Source organism: Pseudomonas inefficax (genome assembly GCF_032164165.1).
Taxonomy (GTDB): Bacteria; Pseudomonadota; Gammaproteobacteria; order Pseudomonadales; family Pseudomonadaceae; genus Aquipseudomonas; species Aquipseudomonas inefficax.
This window is the reverse complement of the sequence record NZ_CP134401.1, coordinates 2,758,797-2,779,659: the sequence shown is the minus strand read 5'-3', so window position 1 is coordinate 2,779,659 and position 20,863 is coordinate 2,758,797. Positions and strand designations below refer to the sequence as shown.

General features: G+C 57.0%; 8 protein-coding genes and 6 rRNA genes. 6 read left to right on the top strand and 8 right to left on the bottom strand.

The window, feature by feature from the left end; genetic code table 11:
• The first annotated feature begins 270 nt into the window (after positions 1–270).
• Both RIN61_RS12465 and RIN61_RS12460 read left to right on the top strand, forming a co-directional pair.
• Complete coding sequence (locus RIN61_RS12465) at positions 271–2,427, top strand: type I secretion system permease/ATPase (protein WP_112251643.1); 2,157 nt, start codon at positions 271–273, stop codon at positions 2,425–2,427.
• Positions 2,417–3,793 carry an HlyD family type I secretion periplasmic adaptor subunit gene (locus RIN61_RS12460; protein ID WP_112251644.1) on the top strand — a complete coding sequence of 459 codons (1,377 nt, stop codon included), beginning with the start codon at positions 2,417–2,419 and terminating at the stop codon, positions 3,791–3,793. The genes RIN61_RS12465 and RIN61_RS12460 overlap by 11 nt, the downstream gene beginning before the upstream one ends.
• A gap of 173 nt (positions 3,794–3,966) precedes the next feature.
• Here RIN61_RS12460 and lapD read toward each other — a convergent pair whose 3' ends face one another.
• Complete coding sequence (lapD, locus tag RIN61_RS12455) at positions 3,967–5,913, bottom strand: cyclic di-GMP receptor LapD (protein WP_313857373.1); 1,947 nt, start codon at positions 5,911–5,913, stop codon at positions 3,967–3,969.
• Positions 5,914–5,923: 10 nt separating this feature from the next.
• Positions 5,924–6,685: a cysteine protease LapG gene (lapG, locus tag RIN61_RS12450; RefSeq protein ID WP_181457321.1), complete on the bottom strand. Its 762-nt coding sequence runs from the start codon at positions 6,683–6,685 to the stop codon at positions 5,924–5,926.
• 203 nt (positions 6,686–6,888) lie between these two features.
• Here lapG and RIN61_RS12445 point away from each other — a divergent pair, with 203 nt between their 5' ends.
• From RIN61_RS12445 to RIN61_RS12430, 4 genes are all read left to right on the top strand, one after another.
• Positions 6,889–7,578: a GntR family transcriptional regulator gene (locus RIN61_RS12445; protein ID WP_112251646.1), complete on the top strand. Its 690-nt coding sequence runs from the start codon at positions 6,889–6,891 to the stop codon at positions 7,576–7,578.
• 107 nt (positions 7,579–7,685) lie between these two features.
• On the top strand, positions 7,686–8,189 hold the full coding sequence (locus RIN61_RS12440; protein ID WP_112251649.1) for a sigma-70 family RNA polymerase sigma factor: 504 nt from the start codon (positions 7,686–7,688) through the stop codon (positions 8,187–8,189).
• 4 nt (positions 8,190–8,193) lie between these two features.
• On the top strand, positions 8,194–9,144 hold the full coding sequence (locus RIN61_RS12435; protein WP_207877657.1) for a FecR domain-containing protein: 951 nt from the start codon (positions 8,194–8,196) through the stop codon (positions 9,142–9,144).
• A gap of 191 nt (positions 9,145–9,335) precedes the next feature.
• Positions 9,336–11,750 carry a TonB-dependent siderophore receptor gene (locus tag RIN61_RS12430; protein ID WP_286675461.1) on the top strand — a complete coding sequence of 805 codons (2,415 nt, stop codon included), beginning with the start codon at positions 9,336–9,338 and terminating at the stop codon, positions 11,748–11,750.
• A 130-nt stretch (positions 11,751–11,880) separates the two neighbouring features.
• Here RIN61_RS12430 and rrf (RIN61_RS12425) read toward each other — a convergent pair.
• The 6 genes from rrf (RIN61_RS12425) to RIN61_RS12400 all read right to left on the bottom strand — a co-directional run bounded on the left by rrf (RIN61_RS12425) (position 11,881) and on the right by RIN61_RS12400 (position 20,684).
• Positions 11,881–11,996, bottom strand: a 5S ribosomal RNA gene (rrf, locus tag RIN61_RS12425).
• Between the two features lie 109 nt (positions 11,997–12,105).
• A 5S ribosomal RNA gene (rrf, locus tag RIN61_RS12420) occupies positions 12,106–12,221 on the bottom strand.
• A gap of 143 nt (positions 12,222–12,364) precedes the next feature.
• Positions 12,365–15,257: ribosomal RNA gene (locus RIN61_RS12415) — 23S ribosomal RNA — on the bottom strand.
• Between the two features lie 292 nt (positions 15,258–15,549).
• Positions 15,550–17,086, bottom strand: a 16S ribosomal RNA gene (locus RIN61_RS12410).
• Positions 17,087–17,532: 446 nt separating this feature from the next.
• Positions 17,533–17,648, bottom strand: a 5S ribosomal RNA gene (rrf, locus tag RIN61_RS12405).
• A 143-nt stretch (positions 17,649–17,791) separates the two neighbouring features.
• Positions 17,792–20,684 (bottom strand): 23S ribosomal RNA (locus RIN61_RS12400).
• The 16S, 23S and 5S rRNA genes sit together here, the layout of an rRNA operon.
• Between the last annotated feature and the right edge of the window lie 179 nt (positions 20,685–20,863).

The following is a 20,863-nucleotide window of genomic DNA, read 5'->3' as shown; positions in this document are numbered from 1 at the left end:
TGTCGCCAGCCGGATGGCAGGCTATGCTGAAACTGATTCGGCTTGGAGCTGACTGGATCAAAAATGAAACATCCACCTCCCAGCATCGTCTGCCAGGAATGAAGACCGTAGAATTGTTTACTCAATACCGATTCAAGGCGACCATTGGCCCGTACGCCAAGGTGCCGTAGCCTCATGATCATTGCCTGGCAGCACCGTTGAAAGCCAGGGTGAGCCAGCCTGAACGGCGGCACACCCACCCCACCTACCCAAGGATGAAGAGAGCGCCGCGTGGAATCCGAAGTCAGTCGAGTCCAACTCAGCCACGATCCACGCAGTCAGCATGACGATCCCCTGCTGGATAGTCTGTTGAGCCTGTGTGTCCTGCATCAGAAACCCGCCAGCCGGGTCATGCTGACTACCGGCCTGCCGCTGCCGGCCCAGCGCCTGAGCCCCGAGCTGCTGCCCCGCGCCGCCGCCAGGGCCGGCCTGCAGGGGCGCCTGCTGCAGCGTAAGCTGGAGCAGATCCCGAGCATCGCCATGCCAGCCATGTTGCTGCTCAAGGAAGGCCGCAGCGCCGTCCTGCTGGGCTGGGAGAACGAAGACACCGCACGCCTGCTGCTCAGCGAGAGCGATGGTGGCGAGGTGCATGTCAGCCGCGAAGCCCTGCAGAGCGATTACAGTGGCCGGGTATTCTTTGCCCAGCCGCAGCACAAGTTCGACGTCAACCACGGCAACCTCATCCCCCGGGCCAAGTCGTGGTTCCGCGATACCTTGCTGCGCAGCAAATGGCTGTATATCGACGCCATTGCTGCCAGCCTGGTGATCAACCTGATCGCCCTGGCCGCGCCACTGTTCGTGATGAACGTATATGACCGGGTGGTACCAAACCAGGCCACCTCGACCCTCTGGGTCCTGGCCATCGGCATCGCCGGCGCCTACATCTTCGACCTGATCCTCAAGGGCCTGCGCGGCTTGTGCCTGGACCTGGCTGGCAAGAAGACCGACCTGATCATTTCGGCAACGCTGTTCGAACGTATCGTCGGCATGTCGATGAAGTACCGCCCAGCCAGAGTCGGCAGCTTCGCCCAGAACATTCACGAGTTCCAGGGCCTGCGTGATTTCCTCGCCTCGCTGACCCTGACCAGCCTGATCGACTTGCCGTTCACCGTCCTGATCCTGGTCGTCATTGCTGTCATCGGCGGGCACCTGGTGTGGATCCCGATCATCGCCTTCCCGCTGGCCCTTGGCATCGGTTACGCACTGCAAAGGCCACTGATGGCGACCATGGAGCGGACCATGGCCCTGGCCTCGGAGCGCCAGTCCAGCCTGATCGAGACCCTTGCCGGCCTGGATGCGGTAAAGGTCAACAATGCCGAAAGCGAACGCCAGTACATGTGGGAGCAGACACTCGGCACCCTCAGCCGCCTGGAACTGCGGGTGAAGGTGCTGTCGAGCCTGGCAATGAACATCACCCTGCTGATCCAGCAACTGGCAGGCGTGGCAATGATCTGCGTTGGCGTGTACCTGATCATCGACGGCAACCTGAGCATGGGCGGCCTGGTGGCGTGCTACATGCTCAGCGGTCGCGCCCTCGGCCCGCTGGGCCAGCTCAACGGGCTGCTCGCTCGCTATCAGCAAGCCAAGGTGACCATGGTCTCCACCGATCACATGATGGAACTGCCGCAAGAGCGCAACTTCGAAGAACGCCCGCTGAGCCGCAAGGTGCTACAGGGCAGCGTAGAGTTCCGCGGGGTCGATTTCACCTACCCGAACCAACAGAACCAGGCGCTGAAGAACATCAACCTCACCATCCGCCCCGGCGAGAAAGTGGGCATTATCGGTCGCAGCGGCTCGGGCAAGAGCTCGCTGGCCAAGCTCATCGTCGGCCTGTACGAGGCCGATGGCGGCTCGCTGCTGGTCGATGGCGTGGACATTCGCCAGATCGACGTCAGCGAGCTGCGCCACAACATCGGCTACGTGCCTCAGGACATCCAGCTGCTGGCCGGTACCCTGCGCGATAACCTGGTAAGCGGGGCCCGCTACATCGAGGATGAGCTGATTCTGCAGGCTGCCGAACTGGCAGGCGTGCACGAGTTCGCCCGGTTGCACCCGGACGGCTACGAGCTGCAGGTGGGTGAGCGTGGGCAGAACCTGTCCGGCGGCCAGCGACAGAACGTCGCCCTGGGCCGTGCACTGTTGCTCAACCCGCAGATTCTGCTGCTGGACGAACCGACCAGCGCCATGGACAACACCGGCGAAGAACGCCTCAAGCAACGGCTGCAGGCGGTAGTGGAAAGCAAGACGATGCTGCTGGTCACGCACCGTGCCTCGCTGCTGTCACTGGTGGACCGACTGATCGTGATCGATCGCGGGCAGATTGTCGCCGACGGCCCGAAAGCCGCGGTCATGGATGCGCTGAAGAAGGGGCAGATCAGTGTTGCATAAGCTGGATGTAGGGCAATTCAAGGACGGCCTGCGGCGTTATTTCAAAGGTTCCGATTCATTGGGTGGCCAGCCGCTGCCAGAGGTCAACAAGGCCCTGATCGAGGATGCGCCACGAGTCGTGCGGCTGACCATCTGGGGCGTGATCCTGTTCTTCGTGTTCTTGATCGTGTGGGCCAGCGTCGCGCCCATCGACGAAGTTACGCGGGGTGAAGGCAAGGCCATTCCGTCGTCCAAGGTGCAGAAGATCCAGAACCTGGAGGGCGGTATCGTCGCCGAGATCTTCGCCAAGGAAGGGCAGATCGTCGAAGTGGGCCAGCCATTGCTGCGCCTGGATGAAACCCGCTTCGCCTCCAACGTGGGTGAAACCGAGGCCGACCGCCTGGCCATGGCCTTGCGCGTCGAGCGCCTGAGTGCCGAAGTGGGTGACACCCCGTTGAAGATTGATGAGGAACTGCGCAAAGCCGCGCCAAGCCAGGCAGCAAACGAAGAATCGCTGTATCAGAGCCGGCGCCAGCAACTGCAGGACGAAATTGGTGGCTTGCAACAACAGCTGGTCCAGCGCCAGCAGGAACTGCGTGAGTTCAGCTCGAAGCGCGCCCAGTACGCCAACAGCCTGCAATTGTTGCGCAAGGAGATCAGCATGTCCGAGCCCCTGGTGGCCACCGGCGCGATCTCCCAGGTTGAGGTGCTGCGCCTGCGCCGTGCCGAAGTGGAGAACCGCGGTCAGCTGGATTCCACGGCGCTGGCCATCCCGCGTGCCGAGGCGGCCATTCGCGAGGTGCAAAGCAAGATCGAAGAGACCCGTGGCAAATTCCGCAGCGAAGCACTGACCCAACTGAACGAAGCGCGCACCGAGCTGAGCAAGGCCACGGCGACCAGCAAGGCGCTGGATGATCGCGTGCACCGGACCATGGTCACTTCGCCGGTACGCGGTATCGTCAAGCAGCTGTTGGTGAACACCATTGGCGGGGTGATCCAGCCCGGCAGCGACATCATAGAAATCGTGCCGCTGGACGACTCACTGGTCATCGAGGCGAAGATCCTGCCCAAGGACATCGCCTTCCTCCACCCGGGGCAAGAGGCGACGGTCAAGTTCACGGCCTATGACTACACCATCTACGGTGGGCTGAAGGCCAAGCTGGAGCAGATCGGTGCCGATACCATCACCGATGAAGACAAGAAGACCACCTACTACCTGATCAAGCTGCGCACCGACCGCAGCCACCTGGGCACTGACGAGAAGCCACTGCTGATCATTCCGGGGATGGTGGCGACGGTCGATATCATGACCGGCAAGAAGACCATCATGAGTTACCTGCTCAAGCCGATCATGAAAGCGCGTTCGGAAGCGTTGCGCGAGCGTTGATCGCCATCCCTACCGTGATCGCGGCAGGAGCGGCCTCGTGTCGCGAAAGGGCTGCACAGCAGCCCCAGCGATTTATGCATATTTGCTGAAATCCTGGGGCCGCTGTGCGGCCCTTTCGCGACACAAGGCCGCTCCTACAAGGGACTGCATACCTCGTCGATACTTGCAAGTTGTCAGCGCCAGGGGGCAGGCTCACCAACCAACTGCCCCTGAATCCCGCCCACACCCATTTCCCTCAACACCAACCGCTCACCTTCCGTCTCGACCCGCTCGGCAATCAGCGGCAGATCGATGCTGTGTGCGGCGCGCTGGATCGCTTCGATGAACAGCCGCTTGTGCTGCTCCTGGTCAATGTTGCGGATGTAGCTGCCATCGATTTTCAGGTACGCCAGGCCCAGGTGCGCCAGGTTGCCGATCATGCTGAAACGCCCACCAAAGCGTTGCAGCGCCAGGCCGAAGCCAAGCGCGTGCAGGCGCCGGGTGAGTTGCTCCAGGGCCGCCTGCTCAGGCAACTGTTCCTCGCCAATTTCGAAAACCAGCCTAGGGCCGAGGGCCGTGTTCTGGCCCAGTAGCTCGAAGACACGCTGAAGGGCCTTGGGATCGGCCAGGGTGGCGGCGGACAGGTTCAGTGCCAGCACCTGATCATGCCCTCGAAGGTGCGCCAGCACCTTCTCCAACACCAGCACATCAAGCCGCGGCATCCACCCGAAGCGCTCCAGCCAGGGCAGGAAGCGGCCTGCCGGCAGCGCCTCGCCCTGGCCATCCTGCAAACGCGAAATCACTTTGTGATGCAGTACCCGTTGCGCAGAGGCGCAATCCACCACTGGCTGGAAGAACAGTTCGAAATGCCCGTTGTTGAACGCCTGGTCCAGCCGCTCGTGCCAGACATACTGGCTATCCGCAGCAACTGCTGCCACACCTTGTTCAAGGCACACCCAGCCCGGCGTTGGCTGGTTCTCGGCGCGGGCCAGCGCCTCGTCGGCAAGCTTCAGCAATGCCTGTGGTGAATCACCGGGACTGAACGGCGCCAGGCCGATACAAGCCACCGGGTCGATATCACTGGCACCCGTTTCGTGCAGGCTGTGCAGTGTTGCTTCCAAGGCCTGGGCAAGCTGCACCGCCTCTTCATGCACCATGCCCGGCGCCAGCACGGCGAACTCGCCCCCGCGGCTGCGGGAAATCAGGTCGTTGGTCTCCGGGTAGCTGGCACAGGTGCGACGCAACTGCTCACCCACGGCCTGCAATAACTGGTCGGTGCGCTGGCCGCCAAGGCGGGCGTTCAATCCTGCCAGCCCCTGGACCCGCAACAACAGCAGGTACCCAGCACGCGCTTCTTCCAGGTTGCTCACCCGGGTGTTCAGCTGCATCTCGAAATAACGGCGGTTGGACAGCCCGGTCAGGCTGTCCTGGTAGGACTCGGTACGTAGCCGCTCACTGCGCTCGGCCTGCTCGGTGAACAATGCCTTGAGCTTCTCTACCATCTGGTTCATCGCCTGCACTACCCGACGCAGCTCCGGCGTGCGGGGCAACTCGGGCAGGCTGAGGAACTCGCGGCGGGCAATGGCGTGGGACTGCTCGACCATGTAGTCCAGCGGCCGCAACTGGCGACGCAGGAGCAAGGCGCCGAGTACCGCACTGGCCGCGCCACACAACAGCAGCCAACCCAGGCTGCCCAAGGCGCTTTGCCAGAGTTTGGCAACAGCGAACATCGGGTGGCTGATCACTTCAACGCGTGCGGCCTGCTGCCAGCCGCGGCTGACGATGGCATCGCCACCGGCGGCTTCCAGGCTGATCAGGTGCACGAACCAGCGCGGCACACCGCCGGGGTCCGGCTCGGCGTGGCGCTCCACCAGCACAGCATTGGAGCCCAGGTCGACAACCTTGATGCTCGAGTAGTAACCACTGTCGAAGATCGAACTGACCATCAGCTCGACCATCGCCGGGTCATCGATATTCGGCGTCAGCGACAGCGCCAGCGCTGTCGCCGCATCCTGGGCGTGCGAGCGCAACTGGTTGACGTACTGGCTGCGCGAGCTTTCCAGGCTGACCATGAAACTGCCACTGAAGGCGACTACCAGGAACAGGCAAATGGCCAACAGCAATTGTTTGAACAGTGACATCTGTGCTCCTTCAGTAAACCGGCTCGGCCGGGAACCCTTCGGCCTGCATTTTCTTCAGCAAATCCTGCCAGCGAGACAGCCGCTTGGTATCGCCGACCTTCTTGTTGCCTGCGGCGCCTGTCAGCCACAAACCCTCACCATTGAAGGCGTATACCGGCAGCAGGTCGGTACGCTGGCTGGCCGGCTTGATGGCATCCATCAGGCTGTCGAGCACCAATGGCTGTGCCTGTGGGCTTGAATAATAGGTCAGGACCATGTGTGCCCGGTTCTGTCGCAGCGCCTTGACGTAGGTGATGCGCAGCTTTTCGCTGGGGATGCCCATGCGCCGCAGGCTGAAATACTTGGCGATGGCGTAGTCTTCGCAGTCCCCTGCGCCCTTGATCAGTGCCTGCACCGGCGTGGCCCAATAATCGACCTCGCGCCACAGGTCGATATCCTCGACATAGCGCAATTGCTGGTTGAAGAAGCGGTTGACCACCTGCAGCCGCTCAAGCTCCGTACCCTGCTTCTGTGTTGCCATCAGGTTCTGCCAGGCATCGATACGGCCTTGCCCGGCACCCAAGGGGCCATACAGGGCCTGCGACTTGCGGCTGATCTGGGAAAAGTCCCAATCCGCGTGCAAGCCGCCCAGCAGCAGGCTGCCCAACAGCGCAGCAAGGCCGACACGTTGCACAACGGTTTTGAGCATCCAGGATATCGCCACTGCGTAGCCCTGTTCAGGCCAGTCGAAAGCAGCGATGGTGCGGCTTGCCAGGGCAAAAAACAATGGCACCCTGCAATCATGCACCCGCCGGTCAGTCGACCTACACTTTCTGGTTATAACCTTCTATAGGTCGCTTCCTTTGCCCGGCGACTTCATCCACCATAGCCGCGCTTTGGGGCGCCTGTTCCATCACAAGTACAGGTTTGACACCCCGAAGAGCTGTTACTAGTGTCATTGGATCCAACTTTAGTCATCGTTGAGGCAGGCGTCGCGTGGCCGAGAAAATCAAATTGAGCAATGTGCTGGCCAGCGAGCAGCTGTTGCCGCACCAGGCCCGTGGCGTGATTGAAGAACGCCTGCGCAGCGCCATTCTTGATGGCCGCTTGCCCCCAGGTACTGCCATACGCCAGCAAGAGCTCGCTACCTTGTTCGGTGTCAGCCGCATGCCCGTTCGTGAAGCCCTGCGCCAGCTCGAAGCGCAATCGCTGCTGAAGGTTGAGATGCACAAGGGCGCGGTTGTTGCGCCGTTGATCGGCGAGGACGCGGTGGACACCTATGCCCTGCGCGTATTGCTCGAGACCGAGGCGCTGCGCCAGTCCATTCCGTTGCTCGATGCCAACGACATCGCCAGCGCGCGCGGGTATATCCAGCAACTGGAAAACGAAACCCGTCACGCTGAAATCGGCCGCCTCAATCGCCTGTTCCACATGTCGCTGTACAACAAAGCGCCGAACAAGAAGCTGCTGCGCCTGATCGAGGACGAACTGAACGAGGAAGAGCGCTTCCTGCGGTTTCATCTTTCGTCCATGGGCCTGGGCAAGCTCACCCAGGATGATCACAACGCACTGGCGGATGCCGCTGGCGACAAGCTGGTGGATGAAGCGGTAACGGTGCTGGAACGGCACCTGAATAACGCATCGCGGGTAATCCGCAAGTACCTGGATACTCAACTGCGCCGCTAGCAAGTAGTGATTGCATCATGGGCGGTCGGATGGGTTGCAAATTGATCGGCACTTGTCAACAATGAGACTAATTATCATTCATGTCCATTGGTGGCAGCGCCCTCCCCATGCCGAGCAACGATTCCGTGCAAACGCTCTACAGTGACCACCACGGCTGGTTGCATGCCTGGCTACGCAGCAAGCTGGGCAACGCCGCCGATGCCGCAGACCTGGCCCAGGATACCTTCGTGCGCCTGCTGCAGCGTCGCGAACACTTGCAGCTGAACACTCCTCGGGCTTTCCTGCGAACTGTTGCGCGTGGGTTGGTGATCGATCACTGGCGGCGCGAAGAACTGCACAAGGCCTACCTCGAGGCACTTGCCCAGGTGCCGGAAGCACAGGCCCCCTCGGCCGAAACCCGTGAGCTGCTGCTGGAATTGCTGGAGCGCATCGCGCGCATGCTCGACGGCCTCAAGCCCAAAGTACGCCGCGCATTCCTGCTGGCCCAATGCGAGGGGCTAAAGCACCAGGCCATTGCCGACCAGATGGGGATCTCGGTACGTACCGTGGAGCGCTACATTGCCGACGCGCTCTACCATTGCTACCTGCTGCGTTACGCCGACGAGTGCTGACGCGATGACCGCCGCACAGCCTGGCGCAACAGCGGTAAAGCAGGCCATTCAGTGGATGCTGAGGCTGCGCGAGAGCGGGCATGACCCTGCCCTGCAGCAAGAGTGCAGGCAATGGCGCACAGCCCACCACCAACACGAACAGGCCTGGCAACGGGTGACTCACCTGCATCAGGACCTCGACCTGCGTGCCGTCCCTGGCGCCGGGCTGGCTTTGCAGACCCTGGAAACCAGCCAGCGCCGCCTGTACCGTCGGCAGGCACTGAAGCTGCTTGGCGGCGCTGCCATGGTGGGGACGGCGGCATGGGTGGGAAAAGACCTTGATACGGTCAACGCCTGGACATCGGACTACGCCACCGGCACGGGCGAACGACGCAGCTTTACGCTTCCCGATGGCTCGCTGATGCAACTCAATACCCGCAGTGCCGTCGACCTGGTCTTCAATAACCAGCAGCGCATGGTCCGCCTGAAGCAAGGGGAATTGATGATTGCCTGCAACCCGCAGCGTTCCTTGCTTGTAGAAACTCGAGACGCGTTACTGGAAGGGTTCGAAGGGCGCTTTGTGGTACGCCAGGACAGCGACTGCACGCAGGTCAGTGTCAGCCATGGCAGAGTGGCGATACACCGGCCTGGCCAGTTGCAATGGATCGAAAGCGGCCAGAACTGGCGCCTGGATGCGCTAGGTACACACCGACTAGAGCAGGTGGCGATGGATGCGATGGCCTGGACCGAGGGCCTGATCGTCACCCGGGACATGCGCCTGCTCGACTTCCTCGCGCAGGTCAGCCGTTATCGCCACGGTTACCTGGGCTGCAGCGACGACATTGCCGATTTACGCCTGTCCGGTGTATTCCGCCTCGAAGACCCGGAGCAACTGCTGCAGCTGCTGCCACGGACGCTGCCCATTCGGCTTCGCCAACGTACACGCTGGTGGGTTCGCGTGGAGGGGCTGGCCTGAACTGAAGGCGGCTATTGCGTTCAGGGCCGCTTCGCGCCGCAACAACTTTTTTGACGGGTTTTGAATGCCGGTCCGGCTAGGACAGTAAGCGACACCTCCTGCCCTCACACCTCAACGGACCCCTCATGCCTACCGACTCCGCGCACACATTTAACGCGAATGATTTTCGACCTGTCTTGCAATCAGCGCCACTGCGCAAAGCAGTCCGTGCTGCCCTGTTCGGCACCGCGTTGGGCCTGACAGCCGCACCGCAACTTTCCATGGCAGCTGAAACGGCCCAGGTGAGCCACTACTATGCGATCCCGGCCGGCCAACTGGATGACGTGCTCAACCAGTTCGCCCGAAAGGCTGGCATTACCTTGTCCAGTACACCTCAGCTCACCCAAGGCTTGCAGTCGAACGGCCTGCAGGGGCAGTACCCAACCGATCAGGCACTGCGCCAGTTGCTCAATGGCAGCGGCCTGGAAGCCGTCAGTCAGGATGGCCGCAGCTACGTGCTGCAGGCACAACCCCAGGGCGCTGCATTGTCATTGCCAGACACCGATGTCCGTAGCTTCACCCTTGGCAATGCGTTGGGCAGCATGGAGGGTTACAACGCTACCCACAGCCAGGTTGCGACCAAGACCAGCATGCCACTGGTAGAGACATCGCAATCGGTCTCGGTGGTCACCCGTCAGCAGATGGACGACCAAGGCTCCCAAACCGTCGCCCAAGCCATGCGCTACACACCGGGGGTGCTGACCAACCCCTACGGTGCGACCCATCGTTATGACTATGTGGCCATGCGTGGTTTCAACGACGGTTCGGTAGACAACATCTACGTCGACGGGCTCAAGTCGATGGGCGATAACGGAACCTACAGCACCATGCAGGTGGACCCGTACTTCCTTGAGCGCATCGATATTCTCAAGGGACCGTCTTCGGTACTGTACGGCCGTAGCTCCCCAGGAGGCCTGGTGGCACTGACTACCAAGAAGCCGCTGTTTACCCCCTACCATCAAGTCCAGGCTACCCTAGGTACACAGGGCCAACGTGGCACGGGTTTCGACTTCAGCGGCCCTTTGGATGACGACAAGCGTATCGCTTATCGCCTGACAGGCCTGGCGGATGCTTCCGACACGCAGTTCGACCACAACAAGGAAGAACGCTACGCCATCGCGCCGGCCGTCAGTATCGACTTCAACGAAGACACCTCGCTGACCCTGCAGGCCTACCTGCAACACGATCCAAACGGCGGCTACCACGGCGGTAACCCTGCAGACGGCATGCTGCACAAGCGCAACGGCTTGCGTCTGTCGGACCACTTCTTCGAAGGCGAGCCAGGTATCGACAACTACGAGCGCACCCAACAATCCTTCAGCTACCAGTTCGAGCATCGCTTCAACGATGTGTTCACTGCGCGACAGAACTTCCGCTACCAGGATTCTGACGTGTCGATGGACCAGGTGTATTCCGCCGGTTGGGCGGACGCCAACAGCAATATCCTCAACCGCGCCTATACCGGCGGCGACGAACGCCTGCATTCGTACATCATCGACAACATGCTGCAGGCCGAATTCTTCACCGGGGCCGCCAAACATACCCTGCTGCTGGGCGCCGACTACCAGCGACGCAAGGCCGACGTGGCCTGGCGTTATGGCACAGTCGACCCGCTGGATGCCGGCAACCCGCAGTACGGCAATGGCAACCTTCAGGTACTTGGCGAGAACCGCTACCAGCGGCGCCTGCAGCAAACGGGCGTTTACCTGCAGGACCTGGTGGAGCTGGACCAATGGCGCTTCTCGTTGGGGCTGCGCCAGGACTGGGTGAAGGTGTCCGAGGAGAATCGCGACAGCAACACAAAGGTCAGTGACCAGCGCTCCAGGTTCACTACCCGCGCGGGTGTGCTCTATCTGTTCGAGAACGGTATTGCGCCCTATGCCAGCTACTCGGAGTCGTTCAACCCCAATACCGTATCCGACCAGCAAGGCCGCCCTCTGGCACCGACCGAGGGCACTCAATGGGAGGCTGGTATCAAGTATCAGCCGCCGGGTAGCGACAACCTGTTCACCGCATCGGTGTTCCGCATCGAGCAGGAGAACCTGGCCTCGAAGCAGCCTGACGAGGACTTCTATCGCCCTGTAGGGCAAGTGCGCTCACAAGGGCTAGAGCTGGAGGCCCATGTGCAGCTGACCGATAGCCTGAAACTGCTTGGCGGCTATACCTTTACCGATATCGAGTACGCAAAGTCGATGCCCAGCCTGGTGTCGGCCAGTCTTGATAACAAGGGCAATTCACCAACCCAGGCACCGAAACAGATGTTCTCGCTTTGGGCTGACTACAACTTCCACCAGGGGGCACTGGATGGCCTGCGCTTGGGCGGTGGGGTGCGGTACGTGGGGTACAGCTGGGTGGATGCGGAAAACAGCATGAAGGTGCCTTCCTATACCTTGTTCGACGCCTCGATCGGCTATGACCTGGGCAAGGTCGGCCTCCGGGGGATGGATGTGCGCCTGAACGCCAACAACCTTACCAATGAAAGCTACATCGCCTCTTGTGCAAGCCTGAACTACTGCTACATGGGTGAAGAGCGCAATGTCAGCGCTACGGTCAGCTATCAGTTCTGAGTCTATGGCGGCCGCTGCGCTTCCGATCGCGACACAAGGCCGCTCCTACACGGGAAGCGCGCTCGCCTGATGCCCCACCGGAAAAGACAAAGCCCCTGTCTGCATCGCAGACAGGGGCTTTGGATTTGAATCTTGACGATGACCTACTCTCACATGGGGAAACCCCACACTACCATCGGCGATGCATCGTTTCACTGCTGAGTTCGGGATGGGATCAGGTGGTTCCAATGCTCTATGGTCGTCAAGAAATTCTGTGTGCTGGACCGTCCCTCGGACGTGCCTGCAAATCTCTGTAGTTCCTACTTAAAGACAAAACCCCTACCTGCGTGCGCAGATAGGGGTTTTGCGAAATGAATCTTGACGATGACCTACTCTCACATGGGGAAACCCCACACTACCATCGGCGATGCATCGTTTCACTGCTGAGTTCGGGATGGGATCAGGTGGTTCCAATGCTCTATGGTCGTCAAGAAATTCTGTTGCCAGAATGTCCAGATGGACAGCCCAGCGAATTCGGATATGCGATATCTGTGGTGCTTTTGTGAACAGTGCGAACTTTCGGTTCGTTTCGTCTTCACCACCACAATCTGCGTAGCAGATTGCTTGGGTGTTATATGGTCAAGCCTCACGGGCAATTAGTATTGGTTAGCTCAACGCCTCACAGCGCTTACACACCCAACCTATCAACGTCGTAGTCTTCGACGGCCCTTTAGGGGATTCAAGATCCCAGTGAGATCTCATCTTGAGGCAAGTTTCCCGCTTAGATGCTTTCAGCGGTTATCTCTTCCGAACATAGCTACCCGGCAATGCCACTGGCGTGACAACCGGAACACCAGAGGTTCGTCCACTCCGGTCCTCTCGTACTAGGAGCAGCCCCTCTCAAATCTCAAACGTCCACGGCAGATAGGGACCGAACTGTCTCACGACGTTCTAAACCCAGCTCGCGTACCACTTTAAATGGCGAACAGCCATACCCTTGGGACCGGCTTCAGCCCCAGGATGTGATGAGCCGACATCGAGGTGCCAAACACCGCCGTCGATATGAACTCTTGGGCGGTATCAGCCTGTTATCCCCGGAGTACCTTTTATCCGTTGAGCGATGGCCCTTCCATACAGAACCACCGGATCACTAAGACCTACTTTCGTACCTGCTCGACGTGTTTGTCTCGCAGTCAAGCGCGCTTTTGCCTTTATACTCTACGACCGATTTCCGACCGGTCTGAGCGCACCTTCGTACTCCTCCGTTACTCTTTGGGAGGAGACCGCCCCAGTCAAACTACCCACCATACACTGTCCTCGATCCGGATAACGGACCTGAGTTAGAACCTCAAAGTTGCCAGGGTGGTATTTCAAGGATGGCTCCATGAGAACTGGCGTCCCCACTTCAAAGCCTCCCACCTATCCTACACAAGCAAATTCAAAGTCCAGTGCAAAGCTATAGTAAAGGTTCACGGGGTCTTTCCGTCTAGCCGCGGATACACTGCATCTTCACAGCGATTTCAATTTCACTGAGTCTCGGGTGGAGACAGCGCCGCCATCGTTACGCCATTCGTGCAGGTCGGAACTTACCCGACAAGGAATTTCGCTACCTTAGGACCGTTATAGTTACGGCCGCCGTTTACCGGGGCTTCGATCAAGAGCTTCGCTTGCGCTAACCCCATCAATTAACCTTCCGGCACCGGGCAGGCGTCACACCCTATACGTCCACTTTCGTGTTTGCAGAGTGCTGTGTTTTTAATAAACAGTCGCAGCGGCCTGGTATCTTCGACCGGCATGGGCTTACGGAGCAAGTCCTTCACCCTCGCCGGCGCACCTTCTCCCGAAGTTACGGTGCCATTTTGCCTAGTTCCTTCACCCGAGTTCTCTCAAGCGCCTTGGTATTCTCTACCTAACCACCTGTGTCGGTTTGGGGTACGGTTCCCAGTTATCTGAAGCTTAGGAGCTTTTCTTGGAAGCATGGTATCAACCACTTCGTCGCCTAAAGGCAACTCGTCATCAGCTCTCGGCCTTGAAATCCCGGATTTGCCTAAGATTTCAGCCTACCACCTTAAACCTGGACAACCAACGCCAGGCTGGCCTAACCTTCTCCGTCCCTCCATCGCAATAACTGGAAGTACAGGAATATTAACCTGTTTTCCATCGACTACGCTTTTCAGCCTCGCCTTAGGGACCGACTAACCCTGCGTCGATTAACGTTGCGCAGGAAACCTTGGTCTTTCGGCGTGCGAGTTTTTCACTCGCATTGTCGTTACTCATGTCAGCATTCGCACTTCTGATACCTCCAGCAAGCTTCTCAACTCACCTTCACAGGCTTACAGAACGCTCCTCTACCGCGTCATCGTAAGATGACACCCGTAGCTTCGGTGCATGGTTTGAGCCCCGTTACATCTTCCGCGCAGGCCGACTCGACTAGTGAGCTATTACGCTTTCTTTAAAGGGTGGCTGCTTCTAAGCCAACCTCCTAGCTGTCTAAGCCTTCCCACATCGTTTCCCACTTAACCATGACTTTGGGACCTTAGCTGACGGTCTGGGTTGTTTCCCTTTTCACGACGGACGTTAGCACCCGCCGTGTGTCTCCCATGCTCGGCACTTGTAGGTATTCGGAGTTTGCATCGGTTTGGTAAGTCGGGATGACCCCCTAGCCGAAACAGTGCTCTACCCCCTACAGTGATACATGAGGCGCTACCTAAATAGCTTTCGAGGAGAACCAGCTATCTCCGAGCTTGATTAGCCTTTCACTCCGATCCACAGGTCATCCGCTAACTTTTCAACGGTAGTCGGTTCGGTCCTCCAGTCAGTGTTACCTAACCTTCAACCTGCCCATGGATAGATCGCCCGGTTTCGGGTCTATACCCAGCGACTAAACGCCCTATTAAGACTCGCTTTCGCTACGCCTCCCCTATTCGGTTAAGCTCGCCACTGAATATAAGTCGCTGACCCATTATACAAAAGGTACGCAGTCACCTAACAAAGTAGGCTCCCACTGCTTGTACGCATACGGTTTCAGGTTCTATTTCACTCCCCTCTCCGGGGTTCTTTTCGCCTTTCCCTCACGGTACTGGTTCACTATCGGTCAGTCAGTAGTATTTAGCCTTGGAGGATGGTCCCCCCATATTCAGACAAAGTTTCTCGTGCTCCGTCCTACTCGATTTCATTGACAAGAGATTTTCGTGTACGGGGCTATCACCCACTATGGCCGCACTTTCCAGAGCGTTCCACTAATCTCAAATCAACTTAAGGGCTGGTCCCCGTTCGCTCGCCACTACTAAGGGAATCTCGGTTGATTTCTTTTCCTCAGGGTACTTAGATGTTTCAGTTCCCCTGGTTCGCCTCTTGCACCTATGTATTCAGTACAAGATACTCAGCTTGTGCTGAGTGGGTTCCCCCATTCAGAGATCTCTGGATCACAGTCTGTTTGCCGACTCCCCAAAGCTTATCGCAGGCTACCACGTCTTTCATCGCCTCTGACTGCCAAGGCATCCACCGTATGCGCTTCTTCACTTGACCATATAACCCCAAGCAATCTGGTTATACTGTGAAGACGACATTCGCCGAAAATTCGCATGTTGCTCTTTCGAGCAGAACTCACAAATTTTACCTTAGCCTGATTAACCAGCAGTGAAACTGGTTATCAGTCTATATCTATCACATATCCGAATTTTTAAAGAACGATCTGACAAAAGTCAGAAATCAACATTCGAAGCGAATGCTCATTTCCGAGTTCTGACCAGGAACAACGTCTTCAACCATGAATCAAGCAATTCGTGTGGGAGCTCATCAGCAGGCTGATGTCGTCGATTAAGGAGGTGATCCAGCCGCAGGTTCCCCTACGGCTACCTTGTTACGACTTCACCCCAGTCATGAATCACACCGTGGTAACCGTCCTCCCGAAGGTTAGACTAGCTACTTCTGGTGCAACCCACTCCCATGGTGTGACGGGCGGTGTGTACAAGGCCCGGGAACGTATTCACCGCGACATTCTGATTCGCGATTACTAGCGATTCCGACTTCACGCAGTCGAGTTGCAGACTGCGATCCGGACTACGATCGGTTTTGTGAGATTAGCTCCACCTCGCGGCTTGGCAACCCTCTGTACCGACCATTGTAGCACGTGTGTAGCCCAGGCCGTAAGGGCCATGATGACTTGACGTCATCCCCACCTTCCTCCGGTTTGTCACCGGCAGTCTCCTTAGAGTGCCCACCATAACGTGCTGGTAACTAAGGACAAGGGTTGCGCTCGTTACGGGACTTAACCCAACATCTCACGACACGAGCTGACGACAGCCATGCAGCACCTGTGTCAGAGCTCCCGAAGGCACCAATCCATCTCTGGAAAGTTCTCTGCATGTCAAGGCCTGGTAAGGTTCTTCGCGTTGCTTCGAATTAAACCACATGCTCCACCGCTTGTGCGGGCCCCCGTCAATTCATTTGAGTTTTAACCTTGCGGCCGTACTCCCCAGGCGGTCAACTTAATGCGTTAGCTGCGCCACTAAAATCTCAAGGATTCCAACGGCTAGTTGACATCGTTTACGGCGTGGACTACCAGGGTATCTAATCCTGTTTGCTCCCCACGCTTTCGCACCTCAGTGTCAGTATCAGTCCAGGTGGTCGCCTTCGCCACTGGTGTTCCTTCCTATATCTACGCATTTCACCGCTACACAGGAAATTCCACCACCCTCTACCGTACTCTAGCTCGCCAGTTTTGGATGCAGTTCCCAGGTTGAGCCCGGGGCTTTCACATCCAACTTAACGAACCACCTACGCGCGCTTTACGCCCAGTAATTCCGATTAACGCTTGCACCCTCTGTATTACCGCGGCTGCTGGCACAGAGTTAGCCGGTGCTTATTCTGTCGGTAACGTCAAAACAGCAAGGTATTAACTTACTGCCCTTCCTCCCAACTTAAAGTGCTTTACAATCCGAAGACCTTCTTCACACACGCGGCATGGCTGGATCAGGCTTTCGCCCATTGTCCAATATTCCCCACTGCTGCCTCCCGTAGGAGTCTGGACCGTGTCTCAGTTCCAGTGTGACTGATCATCCTCTCAGACCAGTTACGGATCGTCGCCTTGGTGAGCCATTACCCCACCAACTAGCTAATCCGACCTAGGCTCATCTGATAGCGCAAGGCCCGAAGGTCCCCTGCTTTCTCCCGTAGGACGTATGCGGTATTAGCGTTCCTTTCGAAACGTTGTCCCCCACTACCAGGCAGATTCCTAGGCATTACTCACCCGTCCGCCGCTGAATCAAGGAGCAAGCTCCCGTCATCCGCTCGACTTGCATGTGTTAGGCCTGCCGCCAGCGTTCAATCTGAGCCATGATCAAACTCTTCAGTTCAATACTGCTTGGGTTTTTAAGAAACCCTAAACTTGGCTCAGCAATCTCAAATGACTATGTGATTTCTCGCATGGCCACTTGTGATGCTGATAATCTTTGTGACTATCAGTCCGTACTCACAAGCACCCACACGAATTGCTTGATTCGATTTGTTAAAGAGCGTTTGGTTAAGAGCTTTTCGTCTCAACCGAGGCGCGAATTCTACGCTTTCCTCATGGTCTGTCAAGCGTTTATTTTGAGGTTTTTTCGAGAAACTCGTTTAACTTCAAACACTTAACTCGCTTCGATCTCTCGTCGCGGGAGGTGAATAATACAGCATTCAGAAACGCTGTCAACCACCTTTTTACCACCACCGGCTGGCCTTCGGCCTACCAGGAGAAGCGACAGCTTCTACTTAAAGACAAAACCCCTACCTGCATGCGCAGATAGGGGTTTTGCGAAATGAATCTTGACGATGACCTACTCTCACATGGGGAAACCCCACACTACCATCGGCGATGCATCGTTTCACTGCTGAGTTCGGGATGGGATCAGGTGGTTCCAATGCTCTATGGTCGTCAAGAAATTCTGTTGCCAGAATGTCCAGATGGACAGCCCAGCGAATTCGGATATGCGATATCTGTGGTGCTTTTGTGAACAGTGCGAACTTTCGGTTCGTTTCGTCTTCACCACCACAATCTGCGTAGCAGATTGCTTGGGTGTTATATGGTCAAGCCTCACGGGCAATTAGTATTGGTTAGCTCAACGCCTCACAGCGCTTACACACCCAACCTATCAACGTCGTAGTCTTCGACGGCCCTTTAGGGGATTCAAGATCCCAGTGAGATCTCATCTTGAGGCAAGTTTCCCGCTTAGATGCTTTCAGCGGTTATCTCTTCCGAACATAGCTACCCGGCAATGCCACTGGCGTGACAACCGGAACACCAGAGGTTCGTCCACTCCGGTCCTCTCGTACTAGGAGCAGCCCCTCTCAAATCTCAAACGTCCACGGCAGATAGGGACCGAACTGTCTCACGACGTTCTAAACCCAGCTCGCGTACCACTTTAAATGGCGAACAGCCATACCCTTGGGACCGGCTTCAGCCCCAGGATGTGATGAGCCGACATCGAGGTGCCAAACACCGCCGTCGATATGAACTCTTGGGCGGTATCAGCCTGTTATCCCCGGAGTACCTTTTATCCGTTGAGCGATGGCCCTTCCATACAGAACCACCGGATCACTAAGACCTACTTTCGTACCTGCTCGACGTGTTTGTCTCGCAGTCAAGCGCGCTTTTGCCTTTATACTCTACGACCGATTTCCGACCGGTCTGAGCGCACCTTCGTACTCCTCCGTTACTCTTTGGGAGGAGACCGCCCCAGTCAAACTACCCACCATACACTGTCCTCGATCCGGATAACGGACCTGAGTTAGAACCTCAAAGTTGCCAGGGTGGTATTTCAAGGATGGCTCCATGAGAACTGGCGTCCCCACTTCAAAGCCTCCCACCTATCCTACACAAGCAAATTCAAAGTCCAGTGCAAAGCTATAGTAAAGGTTCACGGGGTCTTTCCGTCTAGCCGCGGATACACTGCATCTTCACAGCGATTTCAATTTCACTGAGTCTCGGGTGGAGACAGCGCCGCCATCGTTACGCCATTCGTGCAGGTCGGAACTTACCCGACAAGGAATTTCGCTACCTTAGGACCGTTATAGTTACGGCCGCCGTTTACCGGGGCTTCGATCAAGAGCTTCGCTTGCGCTAACCCCATCAATTAACCTTCCGGCACCGGGCAGGCGTCACACCCTATACGTCCACTTTCGTGTTTGCAGAGTGCTGTGTTTTTAATAAACAGTCGCAGCGGCCTGGTATCTTCGACCGGCATGGGCTTACGGAGCAAGTCCTTCACCCTCGCCGGCGCACCTTCTCCCGAAGTTACGGTGCCATTTTGCCTAGTTCCTTCACCCGAGTTCTCTCAAGCGCCTTGGTATTCTCTACCTAACCACCTGTGTCGGTTTGGGGTACGGTTCCCAGTTATCTGAAGCTTAGGAGCTTTTCTTGGAAGCATGGTATCAACCACTTCGTCGCCTAAAGGCAACTCGTCATCAGCTCTCGGCCTTGAAATCCCGGATTTGCCTAAGATTTCAGCCTACCACCTTAAACCTGGACAACCAACGCCAGGCTGGCCTAACCTTCTCCGTCCCTCCATCGCAATAACTGGAAGTACAGGAATATTAACCTGTTTTCCATCGACTACGCTTTTCAGCCTCGCCTTAGGGACCGACTAACCCTGCGTCGATTAACGTTGCGCAGGAAACCTTGGTCTTTCGGCGTGCGAGTTTTTCACTCGCATTGTCGTTACTCATGTCAGCATTCGCACTTCTGATACCTCCAGCAAGCTTCTCAACTCACCTTCACAGGCTTACAGAACGCTCCTCTACCGCGTCATCGTAAGATGACACCCGTAGCTTCGGTGCATGGTTTGAGCCCCGTTACATCTTCCGCGCAGGCCGACTCGACTAGTGAGCTATTACGCTTTCTTTAAAGGGTGGCTGCTTCTAAGCCAACCTCCTAGCTGTCTAAGCCTTCCCACATCGTTTCCCACTTAACCATGACTTTGGGACCTTAGCTGACGGTCTGGGTTGTTTCCCTTTTCACGACGGACGTTAGCACCCGCCGTGTGTCTCCCATGCTCGGCACTTGTAGGTATTCGGAGTTTGCATCGGTTTGGTAAGTCGGGATGACCCCCTAGCCGAAACAGTGCTCTACCCCCTACAGTGATACATGAGGCGCTACCTAAATAGCTTTCGAGGAGAACCAGCTATCTCCGAGCTTGATTAGCCTTTCACTCCGATCCACAGGTCATCCGCTAACTTTTCAACGGTAGTCGGTTCGGTCCTCCAGTCAGTGTTACCTAACCTTCAACCTGCCCATGGATAGATCGCCCGGTTTCGGGTCTATACCCAGCGACTAAACGCCCTATTAAGACTCGCTTTCGCTACGCCTCCCCTATTCGGTTAAGCTCGCCACTGAATATAAGTCGCTGACCCATTATACAAAAGGTACGCAGTCACCTAACAAAGTAGGCTCCCACTGCTTGTACGCATACGGTTTCAGGTTCTATTTCACTCCCCTCTCCGGGGTTCTTTTCGCCTTTCCCTCACGGTACTGGTTCACTATCGGTCAGTCAGTAGTATTTAGCCTTGGAGGATGGTCCCCCCATATTCAGACAAAGTTTCTCGTGCTCCGTCCTACTCGATTTCATTGACAAGAGATTTTCGTGTACGGGGCTATCACCCACTATGGCCGCACTTTCCAGAGCGTTCCACTAATCTCAAATCAACTTAAGGGCTGGTCCCCGTTCGCTCGCCACTACTAAGGGAATCTCGGTTGATTTCTTTTCCTCAGGGTACTTAGATGTTTCAGTTCCCCTGGTTCGCCTCTTGCACCTATGTATTCAGTACAAGATACTCAGCTTATGCTGAGTGGGTTCCCCCATTCAGAGATCTCTGGATCACAGTCTGTTTGCCGACTCCCCAAAGCTTATCGCAGGCTACCACGTCTTTCATCGCCTCTGACTGCCAAGGCATCCACCGTATGCGCTTCTTCACTTGACCATATAACCCCAAGCAATCTGGTTATACTGTGAAGACGACATTCGCCGAAAATTCGCATGTTGCTCTTTCGAGCAGAACTCACAAATTTTACCTTAGCCTGATTAACCAGCAGTGAAACTGGTCATCAGTCTATATCTATCACATATCCGAATTTTTAAAGAACGATCTGACAAAAGTCA